Origin of the sequence: Anaerosphaera multitolerans (assembly GCF_004006535.1) — a bacterium.
Classification (GTDB): Bacteria; Bacillota; Clostridia; order Tissierellales; family Peptoniphilaceae; genus Anaerosphaera; species Anaerosphaera multitolerans.
Genome location: NZ_RLIH01000010.1, coordinates 1 through 25697 on the forward strand (window position 1 = coordinate 1; position 25697 = coordinate 25697).

The 25697-nt window shown below is 30.7% G+C and carries 20 protein-coding genes; 3 read left to right on the forward strand and 17 right to left on the reverse strand.

Translation table 11 applies throughout. From position 1 onward, the window contains the following. Together EF514_RS07260 and EF514_RS07265 are read right to left on the reverse strand one after the other, a co-directional pair. Nucleotides 1-2356, reverse strand: a 2356-nt coding sequence (locus EF514_RS07260) for a DUF1542 domain-containing protein (protein WP_164845569.1), incomplete at its 3' end; no start/stop codon positions are given. A 535-nt stretch (nucleotides 2357-2891) separates the two neighbouring features. Further along, nucleotides 2892-3107, reverse strand: coding sequence for a helix-turn-helix transcriptional regulator (locus tag EF514_RS07265; protein WP_127724779.1), 216 nt, complete (start codon nucleotides 3105-3107; stop codon nucleotides 2892-2894). 170 nt (nucleotides 3108-3277) lie between these two features. On the opposite strand from EF514_RS07265, the gene EF514_RS07270 reads away from it, so the two are divergent. Then, nucleotides 3278-3634 carry a helix-turn-helix domain-containing protein gene (locus EF514_RS07270; protein ID WP_205666391.1) on the forward strand — a complete coding sequence of 119 codons (357 nt, stop codon included), beginning with the start codon at nucleotides 3278-3280 and terminating at the stop codon, nucleotides 3632-3634. A 354-nt stretch (nucleotides 3635-3988) separates the two neighbouring features. On the opposite strand, the gene EF514_RS07275 is transcribed toward EF514_RS07270, so the two are convergent. From EF514_RS07275 to EF514_RS07345, 15 genes are all read right to left on the reverse strand, one after another. Further along, nucleotides 3989-5641, reverse strand: a complete 1653-nt coding sequence (locus tag EF514_RS07275) for an S-layer homology domain-containing protein (RefSeq protein WP_127724780.1) — start codon at nucleotides 5639-5641, stop codon at nucleotides 3989-3991. A gap of 406 nt (nucleotides 5642-6047) precedes the next feature. Then, complete coding sequence (locus EF514_RS07280; protein ID WP_127724781.1) at nucleotides 6048-6773, reverse strand: hypothetical protein; 726 nt, start codon at nucleotides 6771-6773, stop codon at nucleotides 6048-6050. Between the two features lie 13 nt (nucleotides 6774-6786). Further along, entirely contained in the window at nucleotides 6787-9006 is a 2220-nt protein-coding gene (locus EF514_RS07285) for a M1 family aminopeptidase (protein WP_127724782.1), read from the reverse strand. Beyond that, nucleotides 8996-9862, reverse strand: coding sequence for an ATP-binding cassette domain-containing protein (locus EF514_RS07290; RefSeq protein ID WP_127724783.1), 867 nt, complete (start codon nucleotides 9860-9862; stop codon nucleotides 8996-8998). The genes EF514_RS07285 and EF514_RS07290 overlap by 11 nt, the downstream gene beginning before the upstream one ends. Before the next feature lie 116 nt (nucleotides 9863-9978). After that, nucleotides 9979-11322 carry a sensor histidine kinase gene (locus tag EF514_RS07295; RefSeq protein ID WP_127724784.1) on the reverse strand — a complete coding sequence of 448 codons (1344 nt, stop codon included), beginning with the start codon at nucleotides 11320-11322 and terminating at the stop codon, nucleotides 9979-9981. Nucleotides 11323-11410: 88 nt separating this feature from the next. Further along, nucleotides 11411-12085, reverse strand: coding sequence for a response regulator transcription factor (locus EF514_RS07300; protein WP_205666392.1), 675 nt, complete (start codon nucleotides 12083-12085; stop codon nucleotides 11411-11413). A gap of 320 nt (nucleotides 12086-12405) precedes the next feature. Further along, the gene (locus EF514_RS07305; RefSeq protein WP_127724785.1) at nucleotides 12406-13185 is read right to left on the reverse strand and encodes a DUF6612 family protein; all 780 of its coding nucleotides are present in this window, start codon (nucleotides 13183-13185) and stop codon (nucleotides 12406-12408) included. 426 nt (nucleotides 13186-13611) lie between these two features. Continuing rightward, complete coding sequence (locus EF514_RS07310) at nucleotides 13612-14679, reverse strand: mandelate racemase/muconate lactonizing enzyme family protein (RefSeq protein ID WP_127724786.1); 1068 nt, start codon at nucleotides 14677-14679, stop codon at nucleotides 13612-13614. A 13-nt stretch (nucleotides 14680-14692) separates the two neighbouring features. Further along, on the reverse strand, nucleotides 14693-16060 hold the full coding sequence (locus EF514_RS07315; RefSeq protein ID WP_127724787.1) for a transglutaminase-like domain-containing protein: 1368 nt from the start codon (nucleotides 16058-16060) through the stop codon (nucleotides 14693-14695). A 23-nt stretch (nucleotides 16061-16083) separates the two neighbouring features. Further along, on the reverse strand, nucleotides 16084-17079 hold the full coding sequence (locus EF514_RS07320; RefSeq protein WP_127724788.1) for an ABC transporter ATP-binding protein: 996 nt from the start codon (nucleotides 17077-17079) through the stop codon (nucleotides 16084-16086). After that, nucleotides 17045-18040, reverse strand: coding sequence for an ABC transporter ATP-binding protein (locus EF514_RS07325; RefSeq protein WP_127724789.1), 996 nt, complete (start codon nucleotides 18038-18040; stop codon nucleotides 17045-17047). Before EF514_RS07325 ends, EF514_RS07320 begins: the two co-directional genes overlap by 35 nt. Before the next feature lie 14 nt (nucleotides 18041-18054). After that, nucleotides 18055-18939, reverse strand: a complete 885-nt coding sequence (locus tag EF514_RS07330) for an ABC transporter permease (protein ID WP_127724790.1) — start codon at nucleotides 18937-18939, stop codon at nucleotides 18055-18057. After that, nucleotides 18940-19872 carry an ABC transporter permease gene (locus tag EF514_RS07335; RefSeq protein WP_205666393.1) on the reverse strand — a complete coding sequence of 311 codons (933 nt, stop codon included), beginning with the start codon at nucleotides 19870-19872 and terminating at the stop codon, nucleotides 18940-18942. 86 nt (nucleotides 19873-19958) lie between these two features. Continuing rightward, nucleotides 19959-21545 carry an ABC transporter substrate-binding protein gene (locus tag EF514_RS07340; RefSeq protein ID WP_127724791.1) on the reverse strand — a complete coding sequence of 529 codons (1587 nt, stop codon included), beginning with the start codon at nucleotides 21543-21545 and terminating at the stop codon, nucleotides 19959-19961. Nucleotides 21546-22305: 760 nt separating this feature from the next. Continuing rightward, complete coding sequence (locus tag EF514_RS07345; RefSeq protein WP_127724792.1) at nucleotides 22306-23778, reverse strand: AcpB/EbpR/MafR family transcriptional regulator; 1473 nt, start codon at nucleotides 23776-23778, stop codon at nucleotides 22306-22308. A gap of 182 nt (nucleotides 23779-23960) precedes the next feature. On the opposite strand from EF514_RS07345, the gene EF514_RS07350 reads away from it, so the two are divergent. Beyond that, on the forward strand, nucleotides 23961-25073 hold the full coding sequence (locus EF514_RS07350; RefSeq protein WP_127724793.1) for a M20/M25/M40 family metallo-hydrolase: 1113 nt from the start codon (nucleotides 23961-23963) through the stop codon (nucleotides 25071-25073). After that, on the forward strand, nucleotides 25066-25695 hold the full coding sequence (locus EF514_RS07355) for a YitT family protein (protein ID WP_205666394.1): 630 nt from the start codon (nucleotides 25066-25068) through the stop codon (nucleotides 25693-25695). Before EF514_RS07350 ends, EF514_RS07355 begins: the two co-directional genes overlap by 8 nt. Nucleotides 25696-25697: the final 2 nt, after the last annotated feature.

Here is a 25697-nt window from a genome sequence, read left to right on the forward strand (position 1 = left end):
TATTTTTACCGGCAGTAGCAAATTTATTTACTCTCCCAATGGCTTCAGTCTTACCATTTTCAGATACATCATCTCTTGCATTGATTTCTTTTATCTTTGCATTTGCTGACCCATCTATAGCTGCCTTAGCTCCTTCTTTGGCAATGGCAAGTAGTCCATTTTCCTTAGCTTGTCCTACCTCTTCCTCTGTCGTAGCATTGTCTATATCTTCTTTGACTTCTTTTACTGCATCATCAATGGCATCTTGAGCAGCTTCTTTTTCTTCCTCACTTAAGTTGTCATTGTTTTCAATTTTTTCTTTCTCTTCAGCTGCTTTGTTGTCTATTTCATCATTGGCTTCAATTTGAGCATTTTCAATTCCACTTAAAGGTAATTTTACATTTTCAATGGCTACTAGTCCCGCTTCTTTTGCTTGGTCTACTTCTTCCATCGTTTTTCCATTGCCAATGTTTTCTATGGCATTTGTCTTCTCGGTTTCCACTGCTGTTTTAGAAGCTTGAGCATCCTCTTCCTTTGGATTTTCTACACTGTCAATTTCCTTATTTTTTACATTTCCCTTGGCAATGATTTCTGCCTTGGCTCCTTCTTTGACAATTGAAAGTAGTCCATCTTCCTTAGCTTGTCCTACCTCTTCCTCTGTTGTCGCATTGTCTATATCTTCTTTGGCTTCTTTTACTGCATCATCAATTGCATCTTGAGCAGCCTCTTTTTCTTCCTCACTTAAGTTGTCATTGTTTTCAATCTTGTCTTTCTCTTCTTGTGCCTTATTATCTATTTCGTCCTTAGCTTCTGTTTGTTTAACGCTTATATCTATTTCAATATCCTTTATTGCAATTTCAAGTAACTCACCTAAATTTCCTGCATTGTCAATAGCACGAACCATTAATTTACTATCTCTTGATACTTCCTTACCTATCTTTATATTAATTCCATCTGTTTCTTCATCATGTAAGTGTACAGCATCAATAATGTAGTCACCATTATCATCTTTTTTCCCAGTGTCTTCAGGATCTTTATCAAAGTCTACAATATATCCCTTAATGCCTGACTTGCTCTCTTGCACAACTTCATCTGACATTAAATTATTTTCGCTTGGATTGGTTTGATTTAAAGCTTCAACTTTTCCTTGATATAGAGTTCCTATATCCTTTGCGTTAAGAAGTACTGTATCACTATCTTCCGTCTGTTCTATTATCTTTGCATTTGGCATCTCAGGTCCGGCATAGTCCATGGCTGAGTAGTCTTCCAGTGATTCTTCCTTTGTCAGTTGAGCCAAGAAGTAAATGGTGTTTGCAAAGATTTTTAACTCATCATCAGTACTGTTCGTATAATGTCCTGCCTGCGTTTGAGCTGTATTTTTATAGGTGGACAAATAATAATTAGATTCATAGCTTGCCATTCCACTTCCGTCATCATAGTCTAAAGTTTTATTTGGTGTTTTCATACCATGATCTGATAAAGTTCCATCTTCTTTCACCAAGCGCATCCATATTTTCCCTTTAGTAAGAGCTGCATTAACATGAGTTAATGGTATTTTCAATATTTCATCTTTTGCCAATTTATTTGGATATTCCAAAAGAAATCCATCTCTATCAACTTTTATATACGTGCTTTGATGAGCCAATTGAGCAACGTCTCTATCAGCAACTACTCCCGCATAGTGTCTCAATTTTGAATACTGCCAATTGTCATTCTTCATAATGTCAAAATCATTACTTACACTTCCCCAATCTATTAAGGTGTCATGGCCGAATAATACTCCACGACCTGTTTTAATATATGCTTCAATGGCATTTCTCATTTCATCTGTCACAGTCACAAGGCCATTTAAGTCTGCTTTACCAATTACTATAACATCATAAAAATACTGAGATGTGTCTCCATTTCTGCGAAGGATTCCTTCAGGGTCTCTCTTAAAGTCATCATTACTTTTATAGGTCATATTTATTCCACCATCAGGGTCAAATTCCGTTGGAATCTCAACTTTAGATGAGTTAGTATTGGGATAAATATTAAGCACCTTTATATCTCTATTATAGTTTGAAGATCTAAGTTCAAAGTCCTCTTGCTCTTCTTCAGACAAATTCGGATCATATAATCTTTGGTAATACCTGTAGCTAAAAGTGTCACTTTCATTAGGCTTGTCCCAATTTACATCTAATTTATTTTCTTCTGTATTATTTATCATACGTAATGCAAAATTTCCCTCTTTGATTACTTCTCCATCTTTAGGAAATTCAGCAGCTTCCTCGTCTTCAACAGTAACTTCACCACTGTAATCTTTAAGATCATCATTTGATTCCGCATAAGCTCTTACTTCAGTTATCGGTGTTATTATATTTGTAAAAATCACCATAATTACTAATAGTAAACTTATACTCCTCATTTTTTTTCAATCTTTTTCCTCCTAAAATTCAACTATACATTATTATAGTTATATTGTTATAAATTTTTTTAAAACATTATTATAAATTTAACTATTCCTAGAGAATAAATAATTAAATCTTATTTGTTATTTGAAATTTAAATTATAATAATACTATTTACATAATTACAATATTAATTTAATACATATTAAAAGTATAAATAACTTATCTCTATATGTCATATACCTATCCTTTAAATAAAACTTTTTATTATATTCCAAATATTTTAATTTTTATATAATATACCAATGTATAAAATTACATAAAAAAAGACTCATACTATTTTCCAGTATAATTCCAATACAAAGCATCCAGTGTTTATGATTAATTAAATATTATTTTTATAATTAATACTTACTTAAAAGTAATCTTTGTATTAATAAGTCTTATAATATCAGTTAAATAAACATATTTAGCTACTTTTAAACTATTTATTTTCACCTCCTAATTTAAAAAATAAAATAATTATTGAGTTTGATACAATTTAACAACATTATTTAAAAAAAAATCTACACTTACTCCATATATTTTTGATAATTTAATGGCATGTGTAATGGATAGTTTTACGTTTCCATTCTCAAGGTGATTGTATCCGCTTCTATTTTTATACCCAAGTTTTTTAGCTATTTCATCTTGTGTATAACCATTTTTAATTCTTAATTCTCTGAGGATATTATTCATCTTGCACCTCCAATTTGTTTTCATATTTCAAACATACATTTCATTATAGTTGAAATTACTTCAACTTTCAAGTGTTTCTGATGAATTAATCGAAGTTTCTTAAACATCATTGTTTTTATTGTATAAACTTGCTACACTATTGTTAAGTTTATCTTTCTTAAACTAAGGTGGTGTTAAAAATAGTTTCAACTGGAGAACGCATAAAAGAACTAAGAATTAAAAAAAATCTAACGCAAGAAGAATTAGGGAAAAAATTTGGTTTAGTAAAATCCACTATTTCTCTTTATGAAAGTAATAAGAGTACACCTGATGATAATATAAAAAGAGCACTTGCTAAATATTTTGATGTAACTCTTGATTATTTAATGGGAGTATCAGACAATCCTAAAGGTGAAATAATCAAAAATAAAAAAATACCCGAAAATATAGCCGCATATTTTGATGGTGAAGAATTTTCCGATGAAGCATTGAGAGATATTGAAGAATATATTGAGTTTGTAAAACAAAAAAGAAATAAAAAAGGTTAAATTATTATAAAATAAGTGCTAGTAAAATATAGAATTTTACTAGTACTACAGTGTATCTTATTATAGAAATACTTAATTTACAGAAAAACTTTTACAGTTTCATAAATATCTGAATTTTATCCTTATAAAAGTTTATGGTTTTAGTTCAGCCTTTATTAATAATTATTTAATAATATCTACTATAAAACAATTATCATATTTTTTGTTTCTGATTTATAAATCTATTATACTCCTAAAGTTTTAATTTACAAAAGTAGACATATTTTCTGTCTACTTTCATTTTTTAATCTAACGATATTATTTTATTAACAATATCTTATATAATCACTAAAGTTTTTAAACTATAATAGTTAATTAATAATTTTCAATTTTTGACAACACATCCATATAAATTTGACTATCGCCATCAGGTATAATACCTAGTCTCCAAACTGATATTCCCTTTAAGTCAAATAGTTTGGCTAAATTCACCTTAGCTTCAACACTTCTTGAATCTTCATACCAAATAATATTATTTGTTCCATCATTTCCATCATAAAATTTAATAAAAGGATTTTCATAAAGCGAACTATAATTCATCTCTACATCTGTATTCATCCTTTTAATAAGCGCATCATAATTAGGCGTATATGGTCTATTGTGTAAAACCTTCCCTTCCTGAGTTTTCCATTGTGCGGTTATAAAAGATAATTGCAACAGTATTTTGTTATGATCTTGAACACCTGTGTTCGGATCTGTAATTTCTCTTAGTGCATAATATACGTCTTCTATTGGAGTAAGAGGAGTATCAACTACTCCATTTGCCATTTCTTCATCACTTAACAATTTAGCATTGTAATCATGTGCCATTAAAATGACTTTATCTGCAATATCTCCAATTGTTTTATAGTCATAACCATCAAAATATTCACGTGTTTCTCTGCCTATAGGATGTACTGCTACATATATTTTTTTATTTCCAACTTTGTTTCTTAAAGCATTTAAAAGTTCATTTAAGCTGTTCTTTAAACTTTCACCTTTTAATCCTTCAAAGTCTACTACTATACCATCAAAATCACTTATAGAATCTGCCATTAAATCTACTGCATTTGCTCTTAAATTTACATCATTTAATATATTAGCCGCATCTTCATTAGAAACTGCCAACATCAACATTTTTTCTTTATCGCCACTAATATTAATAATATCTTCATAACCCTCTGGTAAACTATATTCATTTTCATTGGCTGAAGTATTATTTACAATTAAATTTCCATTATCAAATTCCAACTTTCCCCAGCCAAAAGAAATACTATCAAAATTTGAAATAGAATCCTTTTGACTTGCAGAACGAATGGCATAAAAAGCATTTTTGTGATCTATTTTATTATTAATACGCTCGTACATACGAATTAATATTGCAGCCACTTCTTCTCTCTTTGCTGTATTATTAGGATTATAATTATACTCATCAATTCCTTGAATAAATCCAAAATCTTTTGCCATATTAATAAATCCGGTATCTTCAGTTACATCATTAAAGCTGCTATTTTGTGAATTTAGTTTTGTAGCCAGTTCATTATAACCTAGAGAGTTTACAATCATAACAGCCATCTCTCTTCTAGTAATTGCCTCCTTTGGTCTAAATGAACCATCTTCATTATTTATAACTCCATGTTTCAAAGCGGTACTTACATATGGAAAAAACCATTCAGAAGAATCTGAGTTATCAGAAAAATTATTTTCTACTTCTTCTACTAATTCCCATCCCATTAATTTACAAAGAAAAGTCACAAATTCTGCCCTTGTTACAGTTTGACCTAAACCAAATTGTCCATCACCAACTCCGGAAGTTATTTCCAACCCCCTAAGCTTTTCAATATAATCATAAGACCAGTGATCTTGTGGCACATCAGAAAAACTTTCTTCAGCTGCCAAGACGTTAGCCGATAGCGCATTAAACATTAAGGTACACACCATTAAAATTAACAATAATTTTGAAAGTTTACTATTCACTTTAGCTCTCATTTAAATACTCCTTTTCTCTATATATTTTTAACAATAATTTCTAGTCAATAATCCTTATCCTCTAAAATTAGTTTAAAATATATAATTTCTATAATTGTTATTAAATTATTTTTATATTTAATATTAATTTAATAAACCATAAATATATTATAGCAAATATAGTAAGTAATACCATGAAACACTTAAAAATGGTGCATTTTTTAAAAACAATTTGTAAGTTTAAAAGTTAATAGATAAAATTATTATTTTTAATTACACTTTTTGATCTACTATTTTTAAATAATTCTATATATTATTGAATTAAATAATTTTCATTTCTAACAATATGTTTATTTGCTTTGAATCTCGACAATATAATATTTGAAATCGGCAGAATTATAAATTTAATTAAACACAAAGTTTGAAATTAAAAATTATATATTTTTTTACTAAGTTTCTTTATATACAGCACTATTAAAAACAATCCGACTACTAGAAATAGAAGTCTTGACATTCCAAAAGAAAAAGATAACTTAAAGGCCGGATCAAGTATACCTATACTTAAAGGGTAGTTAACAAAAAAGTTTCTACCATATAAATCTATTTCCTCTGGGAGATTTATAAAATTAACAAAAATTAATAATCCCATAAGTAAATAATTTGCAATTGGTAAAATACTTCCTATTGATAAACCTAAGCCCATAATTATTATTACACTTGGGATAACAATTATAATCAATGGAATTAGCAAATCAAAACTCATGCTATATTGAAATATAGATTTATAAAAATAAAAACTGTATAGTATAGGAACTGCAAGTATTATCATAAAAGACACTATAATCGTCATAAGTCGTACAAAATAAAACTTACCTATATTTACTGAGGTTATATTTGTAATTGCTTGTATGGTCTTTTCTTCTCTAGAGAATAAAAACGATATAAAGAATAATAGTGTTATAAGTATTATAGGCATAATTTTTGAAATGTAAAATCCAAAACTCCAAGGAGAAAAAGGTGCAGTATTAGCCACTCCAAGAATTATTTCCCCGCTCAACAATAAATAACTGTAAAGTAGTGTTGCAAATAGCAATCCAACAAAATACTTATTAATAATAAGTCGTTTTACTTCATAGTAGAAAATTTTATACATGTACTGACACCTCCTATAAATTTAATTGAGACTCTATGAGTCCACAGGCATCTAAAAAATCTTGCCATGTTATATACGGATGCATTTCAGTATCTTCCTTTGAAAATAAATCTTTCAATATTCTATCCATTTCTTCTTCACCTCCAACTAGTTCTTCTGCTTTTAGTATCTGTAGAGGAACTTTTGTATATATATTCATTGATATAAATTCCATTTGTAAATTATAAAGATATCGTTCCGGCAATTGCGTCAAATATTTAGGATTTCGTAAATAAAAATTATCATTGGTGTTTTTTAGTTCTCTTTCCCACACATCAATATAGTTCTTCTTAACATATTCTTCACCATATTTTTCTTTCATCATTCTATAAGTCGCGTATACAGTAACACCCTCACTTGTCCACTCAGGATTTTCCATATCCATCATAAACCTATGAACTCCCCACCATTGATGAATTATTTCATGCGCTATAACTTCTGAAGCATTTGCTCCTTTTAAAGGATCATTTAAAACCTCCTCAATAAAACTGGACTCTGTTATGAAGCTTAAATTATCCGTAGCCCCTCCTCCTTGAAAATGTGCGCTATTCATCACCAAATTTAAAGGTAACTCTTTAGAATAAGGCAGTTTCCCATATGTTTTAGTACAATATTCTATTGTTGATTTTAATATTTCCTCAACATTCCAATTTTCAAACTTCTCGCTATGCTTTTTGCTATAATAAAAATTTACCGGAAAAAACTCATTACCAATTTCCATGCACTCATAATCCGCAGCAAAAAAGTTCATACCTCCACTTTCATTAAATACTTCCCAAGTATTTGTACCATCCATATTTTTACTTAATAGCGCCACAGGTTTTCCTATTGACACCGGTGTCATATTAGATGGAATTGTGATATTCCCTTCTATTGGGTTTATTTCATCTGATAGTATTAACAACTTAGGCGCCAATTCATTTCCACTTATATAAATATAATCCGATGTTATTTCTCCTCCCAGTAGAAGTCCCTCTACCGGAGCAGGAATTTTTACAGTTCCTCCATACTTTATTTCCATATTTATATTCTTATCTTTTGGTAGTTCGGTTATTATATCTCTATTTCCATAACCATAGTCATTTTTCAAATCTATAAATTCAATTTCTTTTCCATTAACAATAATTGAATCAATTTTAATTCCAGGAGATAAGTTTATGATACATTCCTGAGAATCTTGGCTTTCATTTACTATGCTATATATAGCTTTACCAACAGTCTTTCCCTTTAAGGTATTTAAAGAAATATTAAAAAAAGTATTTATCAATTTTAAATTTTTATTTCCCTTACTTTCTTCCTTGTTTGAAGTAGCTACTGCAATATCCCCTCCAGAAAAATAATTTTCTTCTAATTCAACTTTGGCTTGGTCTACATAAGGTTGGTTTGTATACATTAAAAAAGCTGTTGTTATAAATGTAATACTAAATGTTAACAACCATTTATTTTTAATATTTTTCCTTATGGATGCAAAAATGGTTTTCTCGTATACTCTAACACTTAGTAAGGATACAAAATAAAGTCCTAATAATAAACTAATCCAAAATATCCTACTATAAACAGATGTACGGAACAATAGTGTATTGCCAAAATTATCAGAATAAATAGGTATTAATGGATTTATCCATCTGAGCATATATCTTTCTTCCACCCAAGGGCTAAGACTGTACAATATTAATAATAAAAAAATTATAAAGGACAGTTCCGCACGAGTGACTATTTGATATATTGAAGCTGATGCCAATATTCCCATGACAACTGTTAAAAACATTAACAGTCCATAAGACAATATATATTCTAAAACACTAAACTGTATTCCTAACTTAACTGCAGTGTAAGGAAGATACACTATAGCTGTCAAAACTGTAGTTAAAAACGCTAAACAAATAAGCGAAACAATTTTTACTCCACTATTAAAAAGAGGATTAATAATGCTGTCCGCCAACACTTTTACCCTTGCTTTCTCATCTCTACTCCACTCGTATAAAGTATACATTCCAAATACAAACGCCCCACCTAAACCTCCTGCTAAAACAGGATTTGCCAATACTACACTTGATGTTGTGCCATAAGTTGCCGGTTGATATAAGCTATAACCTAGTATAGGACATATCAGCGTTAGCATAATAACTAATTTCATTATCTTGGAGCGAAGAAGTCTTAAAATTTCCATTCTGACTCGTTTTCTAAAATCCATCACTTCTATCCTTTCTACTCATTAAATACATATATGCATCCTCTAAAGTAGGCTCCACTTCACTCATAAATTCCGGCAAAATTTCAGCCACCCCTCTGCAGATAACCCCATTTGCAGTATTAACTCTAGACGTTATTTCACAATGCTGCTCTGCCTTAGAATGTTCATAAAATATTCCAACATGACCTTGAGCTAAGTATATTAATTCCTCGGGAGTTCCTGTAAATATTATTTTCCCCTCATCCATAACTATTAGCTGATTACATACTGCCTGAATGTCTTCTACAATATGCGTAGATAAAATCACCAGTTTATTCTCCGCTATTTTTGAGAATAAATTTCTAAAATTAATCCTCTCTTCCGGATCAAGTCCAACTGTAGGTTCATCAAATATCATAAGACTCGGATTTCCTAAGAGTGCTTGAGCAATTCCAACCCTTTGCTTTTGACCGCCGGAAAGTGTCCTTATCTTTTTTTTGCTTTTCGTCTTCAAATTAGTCATATTTATTTTTTCCAGTATTTCACTCCTTGGTTTTTTAATTCCTTTTAAAACTGACATATACTCTAGAAACTGATATACTGTCAAATCTTCATACAATCCAAAAACTTGAGGTAAGTATCCTAATTGACTTTTCAAAATTTTTTCTTGTTCTACAATAGATTTTCCTCTTAAAAAAACTTCTCCTTTTGTTTGTATTAAACTCATCGTTAAAAGTTTTATCAAAGTAGTCTTTCCTGCTCCATTAGGTCCAAGTAAACCAATTAAATTCGGACTCTCAAGCACTAAATTAATATCTTGTAATGCCTTTTTACCATTTGAATATGTCATCTCTAAATCTGAAATCATAATTTCCATATTTAAATCCCTCCAATTTTCTAACATTAAGGATAAAGTATTTCTATGGAGATACTATGACTTCCATTTGTAGATTTAATGGATTAAAAAATCGATAGCTCTCGCTACCGATTTTTTTAAAATTCTATTGTAAAACAAACTCCATCTTTAGTATTTTCCATAATGTACTTAAAACTATGTTTTTCCAAAATGACTTTGACCAAGTACAATCCCAAACCAGTACCCCCGGTCTGCTTATTTCTAGATTGTTCAACTCTATAAAAAGGTTCAAATAAATGTATTATAGACTCTTTCGGAATGCTAGCTCCAGTATTTTCTATTTTAAAAGTTCTATCTTCTTTATTAATGTAAATCCTAATCTCATTTCCTTCTGGTGAGTAAAATAAAGCATTCGCTATTAAATTTGATATAACTTTATTTATTGAGTACTTATCTCCATCTATTGTTAAACTATCAAAACTCTTTCTAATATTCATTTTCTTTTCTTGAAATCCAATTTCAAACTTGTCTAAAAGTTCTTCTGTTATTTCAGAAATATTAATTTTAGAAAAAGTATTAAAATCATTTTCATATTTGCCCATTCTAGATATCATAACCAATTCTTGTACAAGTTCCTCCATCTGTTTCATTACTTCCATTGAACGACGAAGATATTTATCTCTATCTTTATATACGCCAACTCCATCTATCATTCCGGTTAACTGTCCCTTAACTATAGTAATAGGTGTCTTTAATTCATGGGATACTGCAGAAAAGAAATCATCACGTGTTCTCTCCAACTCACGCTCTCTTTCTATATCATCTTTTAATTTATCATTCGCACTTTGGAGTTCAATAAGTGTGCTTGATAGTTTGTCTGATAAATCATTTAAGTTTTTCTGCAAAAGTCCTATTTCATCCTCTCTATTTTCATCACATTTCCAACTGAAGTCCAAATTAGCCATTTGATTGGAAATTTTACTAAGCTTAACTATAGGTTTGGTTATAAAATAAACATAAAATATTGAAGTAAATATGGACACAACTACTATAATTAAAAAAATCATAGGCCAAATTTGTCTCATAGCCTCTTCTGCTTGATTTACAGCCTTTAAACTTCCCGTTATAATTAAAACATATTCTTGAGTCTCTTTTGGAAATTTAAATTCTTGACCAATTGTCGCATTCAACTTAGATTCGTTGGATATTTCAATAGGTTTTAAATCGGATTTATCATTATTGTTATAAACAAAACTAGTCGCACTTGCAGTGAAAATCCCCTCATGTTTAGTCTCAACGTAAGCCTGTTTTACTATATTTCCATTTGTATTTAAAATACTCACTATTGCATCGTTTTCTATGCTAAAGCCAAGTAACATATCATCACAATCTTCCAGATTTGTCTTTTTCAAATTCTCTATCAAGGCATCCATCTTAACTTTTAATTCCTCATCCTGATTTGCAAGATAAGTCTTTGGCATCACCCATGCAATAAAATAATACGTTAGAGAAGAAATTAAAATTAATATTATGCAAGTTATTAAAAAACTTTTAAGAGCTAAACTAGATTTAATATTCCTTATCAATCTTATAACCTACCCCTCTAATTGTTTCTATATAATCTTCTCCAATTTTTTTCCTTAAATTCTTTATATGAGTATCTACTATTCTTTCATCTCCAAAATAACTGTAATCCCATATTCTATCTAAGAGAACTTGTCTTGACAAAACCGTTCCCTGATTTTGAAGTAATATTTTTAAAAGTTCAAACTCTCTTTGTGTAAGCTTAATATTCCTATTCTTTAATATAACCATATAACCATCTAAATCCAATATTAAATCTCTATATCTAATAATATTATTATATTTTTCTTTCTTATACCTTCTAAGAACTACTTCTATCTTCTTAAGTAGTATCTCCATAGAAAATGGCTTTGTAATGTAATCTTCTATTTCCATATCATAACCCTTTAATTGATTTCTTACCTCATCTAATGCAGTTAACATTATAATTGGAACTTTGGAATCTTCTCTAATTGTTTTACATACTGAATATCCATCAATCTTTGGAAGCATTAAGTCTAAAAGTATTAAGTCTACATTGTTTTTATAATATATTTCTATTGCCTTTTCACCATCTGGTGCAAGTAATACTTTATATCCTTCATTTTCTAAATAATTTTGAATCAATTCTCTTATATCATAATCATCCTCAACTACTAGTATAGTAAAAATTACAATCACCTCTTCTTTACAATAACATATTATTTTGTATTTAATATGAAGTTGTTATTAATTTTATCTATTCAAATAAATTTTTTTTATAAAATATAGGCTAGAAATTTTTAAAATCTAATAAAATTACTATACTTAATTCTATCAATTAATTTATTCAAATATTTTCTCTACATTAAAACATATTAAACAAATAACTTTTTATAATTACAACTATATAAAATCAAGAACGATTTAGGATATTAAATTTAAAAACATATTATAAAATTTTAAAACAATAGCTTTAAAATAAACCCTCGGAATTTACTCCAAGGGTTTTAATATTTCCACTATTTTTTTACTTCTTCAGGTATAATCACTTCTTTAACATTATTTAAATTTTCAAATGTAACTTTTTGTTCTTGATTCATAGTCATTTCTTGACCTTCAATATTCATTACCATCTCTACATTTGTATCAACATTTTTTTGTAGAAATGTTTTTGAATCAATAACTACCTTGTAATCAAAACTATTTATTGTCATATTATCAAATAGTTGACTCATTTCAGGGGCCATTGCACTTGACATTTGTTTTATTACCGCCTTTATAGAATCTCCATTTCCGCTATAAGTAAGAATATAATCTTCTCCTTCTTTTGTAACTTTAATATCTTTTTCATTTTCTTTAAGCAAATTTAAAGTTTCTTCAGAAGAAAAACTGTTAGTTAATGTTTCTAAATCTAATCCAAGACTACTAAGCTCTACCTTTTGCCAAGTTTCTGAACCTGGTACTTGAGTGTACATTATTTTATCATCCATATAAGATGTCGTTTTTATTTCAGAACCGTTACCGCCTACAGTAGAATCTATCTTCATAGCAATAGGTTCTGTAGTAAATTCTATATTAGAAGTCATGGTAATTTCACTTCCCTGTCCGGCTACATTAGTAGCTACAAAAATTTCTGTGTTCATTTTACCACTAGTTATGACTTTGGAAGCTTCCGAATAATTTTCTAAAACTTCTGCTGTTGATAATTCATTATTTCCTTCTGAACAAGCTACTAAACCAAATGATAATACTGCTACTACTAACAATAATACATAATTTTTTTGTAATAATTTTTTCATAGATCACCTCTAAATAATTTATTTTTCGTATCAGTTAACTATACTTTATTACTATAACATAGTGTATGAAAATATGCACTAAAAATTTTCCCGTAGTACTTCAACAAAATATTTTGAACCTACATATTCCCATTCTAACAGCATAATGTCTTTAAAAAGTTAAACTGAAGTATATAAAAATCGCCCCTTATTCTAAAACAAATCATAATAAAATCTATTATAGAGATTTATAATTAATGTATACTATTTTTGACAGGTATATTAAACTTGTTTTTGACATTTTTATAAAGTTTTTTACTAGATACTTAATTTGCAGAAAATTATTAAATTGTTGAAAATCTGCAAATTATACATATTAAAAAGCACTTTGAAAGTCAAGCTTAAAGCTTACTTAACAAGTGCCTCCATAAAATAATCTCCCTTTTGTTAAAAATCTATTTCCAAACCTAATCCGGGTTTTTCTGTAAGAGTTATTATATCTCCTTCTTGTGTATAACCGCCACTTACATATTCAAGTTCTTCTATCATTCTATAGCTATCCAGATCTGCATATACTATATTTTTCTTAGCCGCCGCCAAAGCAGCACCCGCCGCTATACCGACTCTAGTTTCACTCATACATCCAATCATACATTTTATTCCTGCCGCTTGAGCTACTGCATTTATTTGAAGTGCAGGAAATATTCCACCTGCCTTCATAAGTTTAATATTTATTACATCACAAGCTTCTTCTTTAACTGCTCTATGTGCATCATTAGGAGAATGTACCGATTCATCCATCATTAATTCCTGTGTTATTCTATCTTTAATGAATTTCATTCCATCAAAGTCCCAACAAGGAATCGGTTGTTCTATTTCTTCAACTGAGTACTTTTCCATTTCTCGCATTACATTTATAGTTTGTTTTTTATCATAACCTTGATTCGCATCTAATCGTATACTTATTTTATCTCCAACAGCTTCTCTAATTTTTCTAATTGCCTCTAAATCCTCTTCATAATTTAAACCAACTTTAATCTTTAAAATATTAAAACCTTCATTTACGTATTTTTTAGCAAGCTTAGCCATTTCATCAGGAGTATCTATTCCTATGGTCATATCAGATTGAACTGTATTGGAATTTCCTCCCAAAAGCATATATAGGGGCATTCCCGTTTTTTTACCCAATATGTCATATAATGCAAAGTCTATAGCAGCTTTTCCTGCTGTCTTACCCACAATAAATCTATTCATAATTCTATGAATTTTTTCTATTGCCAAAGGATTTTTCCCTATTAATTCAGGTTTGATTTTCTCAAAAAAAGCTTTTATATCTTCTATATTGTCTCCAGTTACAGGTTCAAAGGGAGATGCTTCTCCATATCCGCTTATACCTTCATCTGTTTCTATTTTTAAAAGTAGAGATGAGGTTTTCGCATTTTCCCTAAGGGCAATTTTAAACTTTACTTTTGAAACAGGCTCCATCTCTCTCCATTTTAAATCAGTTATAATCATATCTTCACTCCTTTTATATTATCTCTTCTATTTCAATTACTCTTTGTTCAGTAATTAAGTCTTCCGATTTTAAAGGACCGCTTTCATATTCAGCTTCTCCACTTTGATTATCATAAGGGTCCTTTCTTAAATATTTAAGCTGAGGGTTAAGCTCGTGTTGGAAATCTAAAATTGATACCATTCTAAAAGGCTCTAAATTCCCAAAGTAAAAATTCCACCTATCCATATCTCCTTCCCTAAAAGCAGCTCCTCCAAAGGAACAATCTGCATAGAGCCAGCCAAAGGGAGCTATGTAAAATTGAGCCCAATCATGATTACCTATTGAAAGGGGATTTGAATAAAGTCCGGCTTGCCATCTTGCAGGAATTCCTGCAAATCTACACATAGTTATAAATAACAGAGCTTGAATACCACAGTCTCCCTTTAATGACGTTGCTCCATACATGGGAATATTTGTAATAGCATAATATGGACGAACAAAAGAATACATAATTTTTTTCGTTATAAAATCATATATTTTCCTCGCCTTTTTCAATGGATTCGTTTCATCACCAATTACTTCAACTGTTAAATATTTAATATATGGTGTAAATACAATATGCGGAGAAAGCTCTTCTGTATAAAAAGTAGGCTGTGCTCCTAAAGTGTTTGAATAATCCGGATTCACATACTCCATTATGTTTTCATATTCATATTCTACATAAAATTCTTCTTTACTTCTATAATCTTCCTCAAAATATACAGTTCTTGCAGGATAAGTTGGATCACCTATTACTTTAGGTGTATGCGATGTATCCAAAAGTTTAACGTTTTTAATCTGAGCGCCTTCAATTGGAATTGGAAGATGAACTCTTATTTTTTCTCCCACTTTTTCCGCATCTTCATTTATTTTTAAAAAGGCTTTAATTCTTATTTTATAACCTAATTTACCTCTTTTTTTCATTTTTGTTATAGTTTCATTTAAAAGAGAAAAGTTTCCCTCTTTGTCCACAAGATTCCTTTTATCTATTACTCTTTTCGCAAGTTGAGGAACTGTTTTTACCAAGTTAGCCACTATGTCGTCTTTAAAGTGCACCTTTCCATTTATATAATACCAATCTGTAGAGTCTAACTCCCATAATTCGTCAAGTTCCTCTTTTTTAAAATCCTTAAAGGAATTTTGCAACAATTCAAGAGCTTCGTCATAATCATAAATATAGCTTTTTGGAATAATTTCAAGTATTTCTTTCTCTAATTCAAGTCTTTTCTTCAATGCAGTAGGAAGTTCTTTTTTTAAACGTCTATCAATTACTCTTATTGCTCTCTCAAAATCTCCACAAGCTTTTAATCTACCTATGTCTTCAGGAAGTTCAATCTCCAAATACTTTAAATTTTCGTTCATTTATTTTTCCTCAATTCTATATATTATTCCGGATAAAAACACGCTACATAGTGCCCCTTTCCTATTTCTTCCAAAGTCGGTATTTCCTCTTTACATCTATTTTTAGCCTTCGGACACCTACTTACAAAAGAACAGCCTTTAGGTATATCAATAGGACTTGGAAGATCTCCTTTCAACTCCGCCTTTAGAGGATCTTTTTTAAAATCAATATTCGGAATTGCCAGCAATAAAGCCTTGGTATAAGGATGTGCCGGATGGTAGTATAACTCTTCTTTCTCTGCAAGCTCTACAATCGAACCTAAGTACATTACCGAAATTCTATTTGATATATGGTAAACTACATTTAAGTTGTGCGAAATAAAAGCGTATGTCAAATTCCACTTTTCCTGTAAGTCCATTAAAAGATTAATAATTTGCGATTGAATTGATACATCAAGCGCTGAAACAGGTTCATCACAAACCATAAATTTCGGGGTAAGTGCCAATGCTCTAGCTATTCCTATACGTTGTCTCTGTCCTCCTGAAAATTCATGGGGATAACGCCTAACATAGATTGGATCTAATCCACAGAGTTTCATTAAACTTTTAACTCTATCTATTCTCTCTTCTTTTGAATACAACTTTTGAAATAAAAAAGGCTCTGCTATAATATCCCCTACAGTCATTCTTGGATCAAGAGAAGAATAAGGATCCTGAAATATTATCTGCAAATCCTTTCTCAGCGGTCTCATCTCTTTCTCACTATAGTCTGTAATGTCCATATTATTGTAAATAATTTGTCCGCTGGTGGGGTTGTTTAAACGTATCATAGATCTTCCGAGAGTCGTCTTACCACAACCTGATTCTCCAACTATGCCCAAAGTTTCTCCTTCACTTAAAGTAATTGATACTCCATTTACAGCTTTTACATAACTTTTTTCTTCTCTAAATTTTTTCGCCTTAATTGGGAACCATTTTTTTAAATCTCTAAGAGTAAGAAGTTCATTATCCTGCACTATTTCCCCCTCCTCTCTCTTCATAAAGCCAACACCTAACCTGTCTATTTCCGTTTAAATACGTTATCCTAGGTTTTTCAACTCTGCATATCTCCATACACTTTCCACATCTAGTATGAAATAGACACCCTTGCGGTAAATTACTAAGTGAAGGTACCATTCCATCGATTACGTGTAGCCTGTCCTGTTTGTTTTCAACAGTTGGAATAGAAGCAAGAAGAGCTTCTGTGTAGGGATGTTTCGGGTCTGTAAAAACTTCTCTGACAGAACCATACTCCATTTCCTTTCCCGCATACATTACAAGTACATTATCACTTATTTGAGCAACAACACCTAAATCGTGAGTTATCATAATAACCGCTGTATCCATATCTTCTTTAAGCCTATTTATAAGGTCTAAAATCTGAGCTTGAATAGTTACATCCAATGCAGTAGTCGGCTCGTCACATATTAAAAGTGACGGATTACAACAAAGAGCTATGGCAATCATTGCCCTTTGACGCATACCTCCCGACAATTGATGTGGATAATCATCTATTCTTTTTTCCGGATTGGGTATTCCCACTTTTCTTAACATATCTATTGCTTTTACTCTAGCTTCATTTTTATTTACATTTTGATGAATTAACAAGCTCTCCATAATTTGATATCCAATTGTAAGTACTGGATTTAACGCAGTCATAGGCTCTTGAAATATCATAGCCATTTTATTTCCTCTAATATCTTGCATTTCTTCCTTTGACTTCAATAAAATATTATCCCCTTCAAGCAATATTTTACCATCTACTATTCTACCCGGCGGACTTTGTACAAGACGCATAATTGAAAGAGCGGTAACGCTCTTCCCACTTCCGGATTCACCTACTATTCCCAGTGTTTCACCTTTCTCAAGAGAGAAACTGACATCATCAAGTGCGTATACGACTCCTTCTTCAGTATAAAAGTAGGTACTTAAATTTTTAACATCCAGTAGCTTTTCTACCATGTCTCATCTCCTCTCTATAGGTTCTTAAGCCTCGGATCCAATGCATCTCTTAATGCATCTCCAAGCAAGTTGAAAGCCAACACAGTTAAGACCAGTGCAATTCCCGGAAAAATTGCATAACTTGGATTAACACGCAAATGCATTCTTGCCGTACTTATCATCTGCCCCCAACTTGAATCTGGAGGTTGGACTCCTAAACCCAAAAAACTCAAACTAGCCTCGTACATAATGTCAGCTGGAATTTCCATAGTAACTATTACTATAATCGTAGATAGGCAGTTGGGAATCATATGTCTGAGAATAATTTGATAATTAATTCCCCCACTTGCCTTAGCTGCTTCTACATATTCATTTTCTTTTAATTGAATAACTTGAGACCTTATTACTCGGGCAACACTTGTCCAACCGACAAATCCTATTGCAAAAAACACGTTGATTACTCCTGTTCCAAGAACAAACATTATTACTATAGCAAATAGTATTTGTGGAAAAGATGCAAATATTTCAATAATACGTGAAATTATCGCATCAACTCTTCCCCCATAATATCCGGCCATTGCTCCCATTACTACACCTATAGTTACAGCAATTGCTTCTGCTACAACTCCTACAGCAAGAGAAACTCTCGTACCATAAATAATTCTGGATAAAATATCTCTTCCAAATTCATCTGTTCCTAGCAAATGTACACTTGAAGGCCCCTTCAATATGTTTTTTGTGTCTTGATAAGACTGATCAAAAGGAGCAATAATTGGAGCAAAGACAGCAACGATAATTAATAAGAAAATAAAAGCAATGCATAGTATTGCCAATTTATCCTTTTTTATTTTTTGGAAAGCATCATGGTAAAAACTGGTGAATTTAACTGCATCCCTGTCTATATTGTTAATTTTTTCCATTTATCTCTCTCCTCGGGTAACTCGAATTCTAGGATCTATAAATCCATACGCTAAATCTATTATCAAATTTGCTATTACAAATACAAAAGCTATATATATAGTACAACCTTGAATTACAGGTATGTCCCTCTTCATAATTCCCTCTACTAATAATGTTCCTATCCCGTTAATTGCAAAAACAGTTTCCACCAAAACCGAACCACCTAAAATATTTTTAATAAGTGTTCCCAGATAAGTTAAAATAGGAATCGAGGCATTTTTAAGACCGTGAAGAAGAACTATTTTTCTCTCACTTACCCCTTTAGCTCTAGCCGTTCTAATATAATCCTGATTTAATGCATCAAGCATATTTGTTCTGGTAAGCCTTGCAATTGAGGCACCATATATCATTCCAAGAGAAATAGTAGGAAGTACATATGAATTTATTGAATTAAGTCCTGATATAGGTAGCACTCTTAACCAAAGACCAAAAATCAGCTGCAATATAATTGCAAGGAAAAATGATGGCATTGCCATTCCAAGTGTTGAAATAAACATAATAATTCTGTCCAATGCCCGTCCCCTAAATACTGCCGACAATATTCCCATAAAGAGACCAAAGACTATTGAAAACACTAATACTGAAAGTGCTAATGTTCCTGTTACTTTGAAACCACGAGCAAGAAGCGTACTTATTGGAAGTTTTTGAAAGTAGGAATTTCCAAAATCACCAGTAGCGGCATTCTTTACAAATGTTATATATTGCTTCGGAAGAGGTTCATTCAACCCCATCTGCTCTCTTATTCTATCAATAGTCTCCGCATCTGCTTTTTTTTCCATCATCACTGCTACAGGATCTCCGGGAGCTACATTTACCATAATAAAAGTAAGTAAAGTTACTCCTAATAAAACTATAACTGTCTGTAAAATTCTATTGGTCAGATATCTGCCCAAAATTCTTCACCTCAACCTTCGCTTTTAATTTTATCAAGACAATATCTTCAAAGATTTCACTTTGAAGATATTGTCCAACCTGATATTTATTCTGCTTTCTCAGTTTTAGCAAATCTAACCATGGAGTCACTATACTCAACACCGGTTACCTTTGGTGATTGTAAATAATAAAATACCGGATTATAAAGAGGAACCATTGCAGCTTTATCCTCTACTAATAATTTTTCAAGTTCAACATAAACGGCCTCTCTTTCATCCTCAGGAAGAGACCTTCCAAGTTTCATAAGATTATCTGTCTCAGGATCATTCCAATTTGATGAGAATAATTGAGATCCGGCTGAATTATAGAATGTATAGGTGAAATTGTCAGGATCCGGTATGTCTTTATACCAAGTTAAAATAGGACATTGTACCTCTCCTGCTTTACGCATATCTACATAAGTTGCCTGATCCACCAAATTTATTTTTAAATCAATATTTGAAGCTTTCATCTGCTCTTGCAAAACTACTGCAATATCAGCCGCTTCATCTCCCTCAACAACGTAACTTTCCAGTTTAATTCCCTCTGCATATCCTGCTGCCGCAAGTAATTCTTTTGCCTTTTCAGGATCATATTTATTTGCCTCTCTATCCGGATGACCCATTATATTAGGAGGTATAATACTGTTTGCAGGAGTTCCGTTACCCTGTAAAAAATCCTGTACCAAACTTTCTTTATCTATTGTGTAGGTTAATGCCTGACGAACTTTTACATCATTTAACGGCTCCATATTTACGTTTAAATTCAAAGCAATAATAGCCATCAAATCAACTTTTACTAATTGATCCTTAAATTCATTAGTTTTATATGGTTCAACCATTTTTGTTTCTACTTTTACAAGATCAAGATTTCCAGCTTCATACTCCATTATGCTCGTATTAGGATCCATATTGTAAACATAAAGTTCATCTATCTCCACTGGAGTTCCGTGATAGTTTTCATTTTTCTTACATCTGGTATAATCTTTTCCAACAAACTCTACTAATTCATAAGGTCCTGTTCCAACAAAAGTATCTATTCCCCATTTATCTCCCGCTGCTTCACAGGCTTCTTTCGGATAAATCATCATCTGTTCACAGGAAAGTACACTTAAAAAAGGTGCATAAGGTGTTGAAAGTTCAATTTCAAAATTATAGTCATCAATTACTTTAAATCCGGCAAGTGATTCCGCTTTCCCTTCTAACATCTCAGGCCCACCAAGTATCATATCGCATAACCAAGTATTTAGATTTTGTGTTGCCGGATCAAATATACGATTGAATGTATATTCTACATCATAACTTGTAAGTTCAGTTCCGTCATGAAACTTAACTCCTTCTTTTAATTTACATGAATATGTAACTCCATCTTCAGTCGTCGGCAAAGTTTCTAATAGTAATGGTTGAAGTTCACGATTTGAGTCATATTCCAACAACGGTTCACAAATATTCTGGGCAGGCAATATAACATCTGTTGTAGTATATTTATGCACGTCTAAAGAATCCATATCGGGAAATTGACTTGCAAATTTAACTACTTTCCCTACATCACCCTGTCCTTCTCCTTCATCAGATTTGTTAGTTACTCCACATGCTGTAAGTAAAATAATCATTCCCAATAATAAGGATATGTGTTTCAACTTATTTTTTTTCAAATGCTCATCTCCTTTGTTAAGTTTCTTTATCACTTTAAATTGATATTAGAAAATATAATATATTTTTAAATTAGTTTTGTCAACGAAAGTTTAGTTTTTATAAAAGACTATTTTTAATATATATAAATAATTGTTATAGTTTTTTCCTATATTTACTATATTAATTTACTATATATTTGTTCTATTAATAAAGTCATGCTATATTATTGCCTCTATGCTAAATGAATTAATACTAATGCTGCTAAAATTTATTTAATTAAAAACAGAAACTATAAAATTGATTAGTTAAAACCAAGTAATTTTAAGATATATTAATTTTTATGACAAATGTCTATACTTATTTTTTATTTAAAAGCCGTTTATATATACTACAACACAAAATTTTTACTGTGAAATCAGTAGAGAATTTAAAAATCTTTGATCGTAGTCTCAAAATATAAACACTGTAAAGAAACTTAAACTAATCATTGCAAAAAGCTAGGCATTAAGTCTTAGAGCCCATAACCAAAGATAACAAACATAAAATTTTTAAAATGAAATTATCAAGTTAAGTCCATAAATAGTTATTCTTTTCATCAGGTCTTCAAATATATTTTAACTATACTTGATCTCCTTTTATTTACTTTACTATACATCAATAAAAAACTGTGTAGGTGAAATCGTACACTTCCTCACTTACACAGTTATTTTTATTACAAATTAAAAATTTCTGAAATAAATAACGCAACCTAATTTAAATGATTTTCTCATAAATCTCCTCTTAATAAACCTGTCTATTCATTATTTTCTTTTGATAAATTCTTTCCTCTGCTAAAAGTATATTTTTAAAATCATCACTTGTAGGATATTCATTAATGCAAACCACCTCTTCACAGCAAGACACTTTAAATTTTGGTATATTTGTAATTAAAACATCTATATTTTTCAATGAATTTTCTAAATCAATTGCCTCAGTTATAGTTGAATTTAGTATTTCAATTTTCAACCTTGAATATCCTCGTATTAAGTCTGAAACCATTTCAGCGTGCTCTACATCCGTATCAAGAAAAATGCCCATTTGTACTTTGGGAGCTTTGTCTTTTATTTTTCCCAATAAGCTTGGCCAATGTGTAACCAATAGATATAAAATCGCATATATACTCTCTACATTTTTTAATTCAGAAAAAACCTCTTCAATTTTTTGAAAAATTATCGTTGCAATGGATTTATTATTTTTTAAAAAACCTTCTGTAAATATCTTATTTTTATCATATAAGGCATATACCGGTGTATCAGAAAATTGGATTATATTAAACAAATCAATATGTAATTCTTTAGTATCTTCAGTAGAAATCTTTAGTGCTTTTGCTACTACATTAAAAAGAGTTTCAATACGAAAGTCCAATCCCCTGTGATATTCAGAATGCTTCTTAAGTTTTTTTATATCAGCTATACTTCGTACAAATTCAGGTCTCAAAAAAAGATGAAAAAGTTCTACTAAAAGGTCTCCGCTTAATTCAATTTCCCAAACCCTTTTAAATTTTTCACAAAACTCCTTGTCTCTTAAAACTTCAAAATTTAAATTTTTTCCGCTATTTTCATACCCAGCTAAATGATACCCACTTAAAATTCTCATAAGCCTAACATATGTCCAAATCCAAATTCTTGTTCTGTCCGGATAGTTTAGAGCAAAACCACCGGATTTTGCCATCTTTTGACATAGTTCAATAAGTATTTCATATTTTCCAACTTCTGTAATATTTTCAATATCATCGTACAATTCCGAGAATAAGGCAATATATAATTTGGAAATATTTGATTCGTTCCCTTCAATTCTAAACGGTCCACTGTTTATATAAATTTCCGACCTACTCAATTTTTCATTCAATGTACTAACCATTCTACGAAAAGTCGATATACTTATAAATAACTCCTCTGCTATATCTTCCTGACTTTTGTTTTTATTAAAAAATAAATATATCAACAGTTGAAATTCTCTGCTTTGTTCCAATATCAATCGATATATTTCTCGAATGGAAGAATCCTTAGGTATTATTAGAGCAACACCATTTGGACCTGTTTCAACCTCAATGGATTCTAAATAAGAATTCATTTGAATAATATCTGATGATAGTGTACGTACTGGATATCCACTAATTTCACTTACCTGATTTAATGTAATTCTACTTTCCTTAATCAATAATTCTAAAAATTCCAATTGTCTTTGATCGCGTTTTGAAAGTAATAATCGCATTCTAATACCTCCCTTCACCTCTTATAATCTTACCTTCATTATACTGCTTTTTTGTATTTTTTATGTACTTTTTTATTGTTTCCTAACACTTTCATTTTTTGCATATCTATATGCTATTTGTGAACTTGTTCATTGTTTTTTAAGGCCTCATAATATACTTATAAAATCTAAGGAGGAAAAAGATGAACAAAAATCGTTTAGTAAACACTTTTATGAATCTTGTTAGAATTGATTCAGAATCTAAAAATGAAGGAAAATTTCATGAATATTTAAAAAACAGATGCAAGGAGATTGGGCTTCAAACTTATGAAGATAATACAAAAAAAGAAACCGGTCTTGGAGCTGGAAACTTACTTTGTACGTTAGAAGCAAATTCCGACTTACCGCCATTAATGTTTTGTTGCCACACTGATACTGTTCAACCGGGAATAGGAATCAAACCATTCATAGATAATGAAATTATTTATTCAGAGGGTAACACTATTCTAGCAGCTGATGATAAAGCAGGAATCGCAGCAATATTAGAGATGATCACTGTATTGCAGGAAACAAATATCAACCATGGTAAAATAGAACTTTTATTTACACCAGGAGAAGAAATAGGACTTTTGGGAATTTCTGCATTTGATATGACAAAATTAGAATCAAAATATGGCTATGTATTAGATAGTGCAGGTCCAGTTGGAGGAATCCTAATGGCAAGCCCCAATTTATATTTTATTGAAGCCACTTTCCATGGAAAAGCAGCTCATGCCGGAGTCGAACCAGAACTAGGAGCTTCTGCAATTCAAATGGCAGCAAAATCCATTAGTAAAATGAAATTGGGTCGAGTCGATCAGTTAACGACATCAAATATTGGAACAATCAAAGGAGGAATTGCAACAAATGTAGTCCCTGAAACTGCTCATTTAACAGCTGAGATACGCTCTATTTCCGAAGATCAATGTTATGCTTTACTCAGTGAAATGAAACAAATTATGTATTCCGCCGCTAGAGAATTTAATGGTTCTGTGGAAATTAACACAAAAAAATTATCTACAGGATACCAATTGAAAGATTCTTCTTATGTCGTCAACTTAGCTGGTGACGCTTTTAATCAATTAAATATTCCCATTGATCAACAAATAAGCGGTGGTGCAAGTGATGCAAATGTTCTAAATGCCAATGGAATTGAAACAGTAAACTTAGCAATAGGATATGAAAAAATTCATACTACAGAAGAATTTATTCCCATTGCAGAATTGGAAAAAATTACGAATGTTGCAATTTATTTAGCTACAAACCATTATGCATAAAAAAATTAAAGAAAGGATTTTTATGGAAAATATATTTACAAAAAAACTCACAAAAATTTTTATAGCAATTATTATAATGGCTATTTCCATCAATGTATTTCTCTCCCCCCATGACATTGCTGCCGGCGGTATTAGCGGTTTAGGCATACTATTAGAAAGAGCTTTTGACATAAACCGTTCCTTAGTTGTCATGATCGTAAACGTCGGAATGCTTGGATTAGCCTATTTGTTCTTAGGAAATAACTTTTTTATTAAATCCATTATTGGAAGTTTATTCTTACCCATTGCACTGTTTTTGGTTCCTGAGATTATGGTTATTCAAAATCGTTTATTGTCTGTTTTATTAGGAAGTGTTATTTTTGCCCTGGCAGTTACTATTTTATATCAAAATGAGTCTTCCAGTGGAGGTACCACAATTCCACCACTAATATTTGAAAAATATTTTAACCTGAATACTTCCATAGGTCTTCTTATGACCGATTTATTCATAGTATTCTTTAATATTTTCATCTTTGGTGTTGATTCATTTTTCTTTGCTATACTATCTCTTATAATCACATCCTTTGCAATGAAATATATTGATAAAAAACAAATAAACCTAAATACACTATTAATTAAATGAAA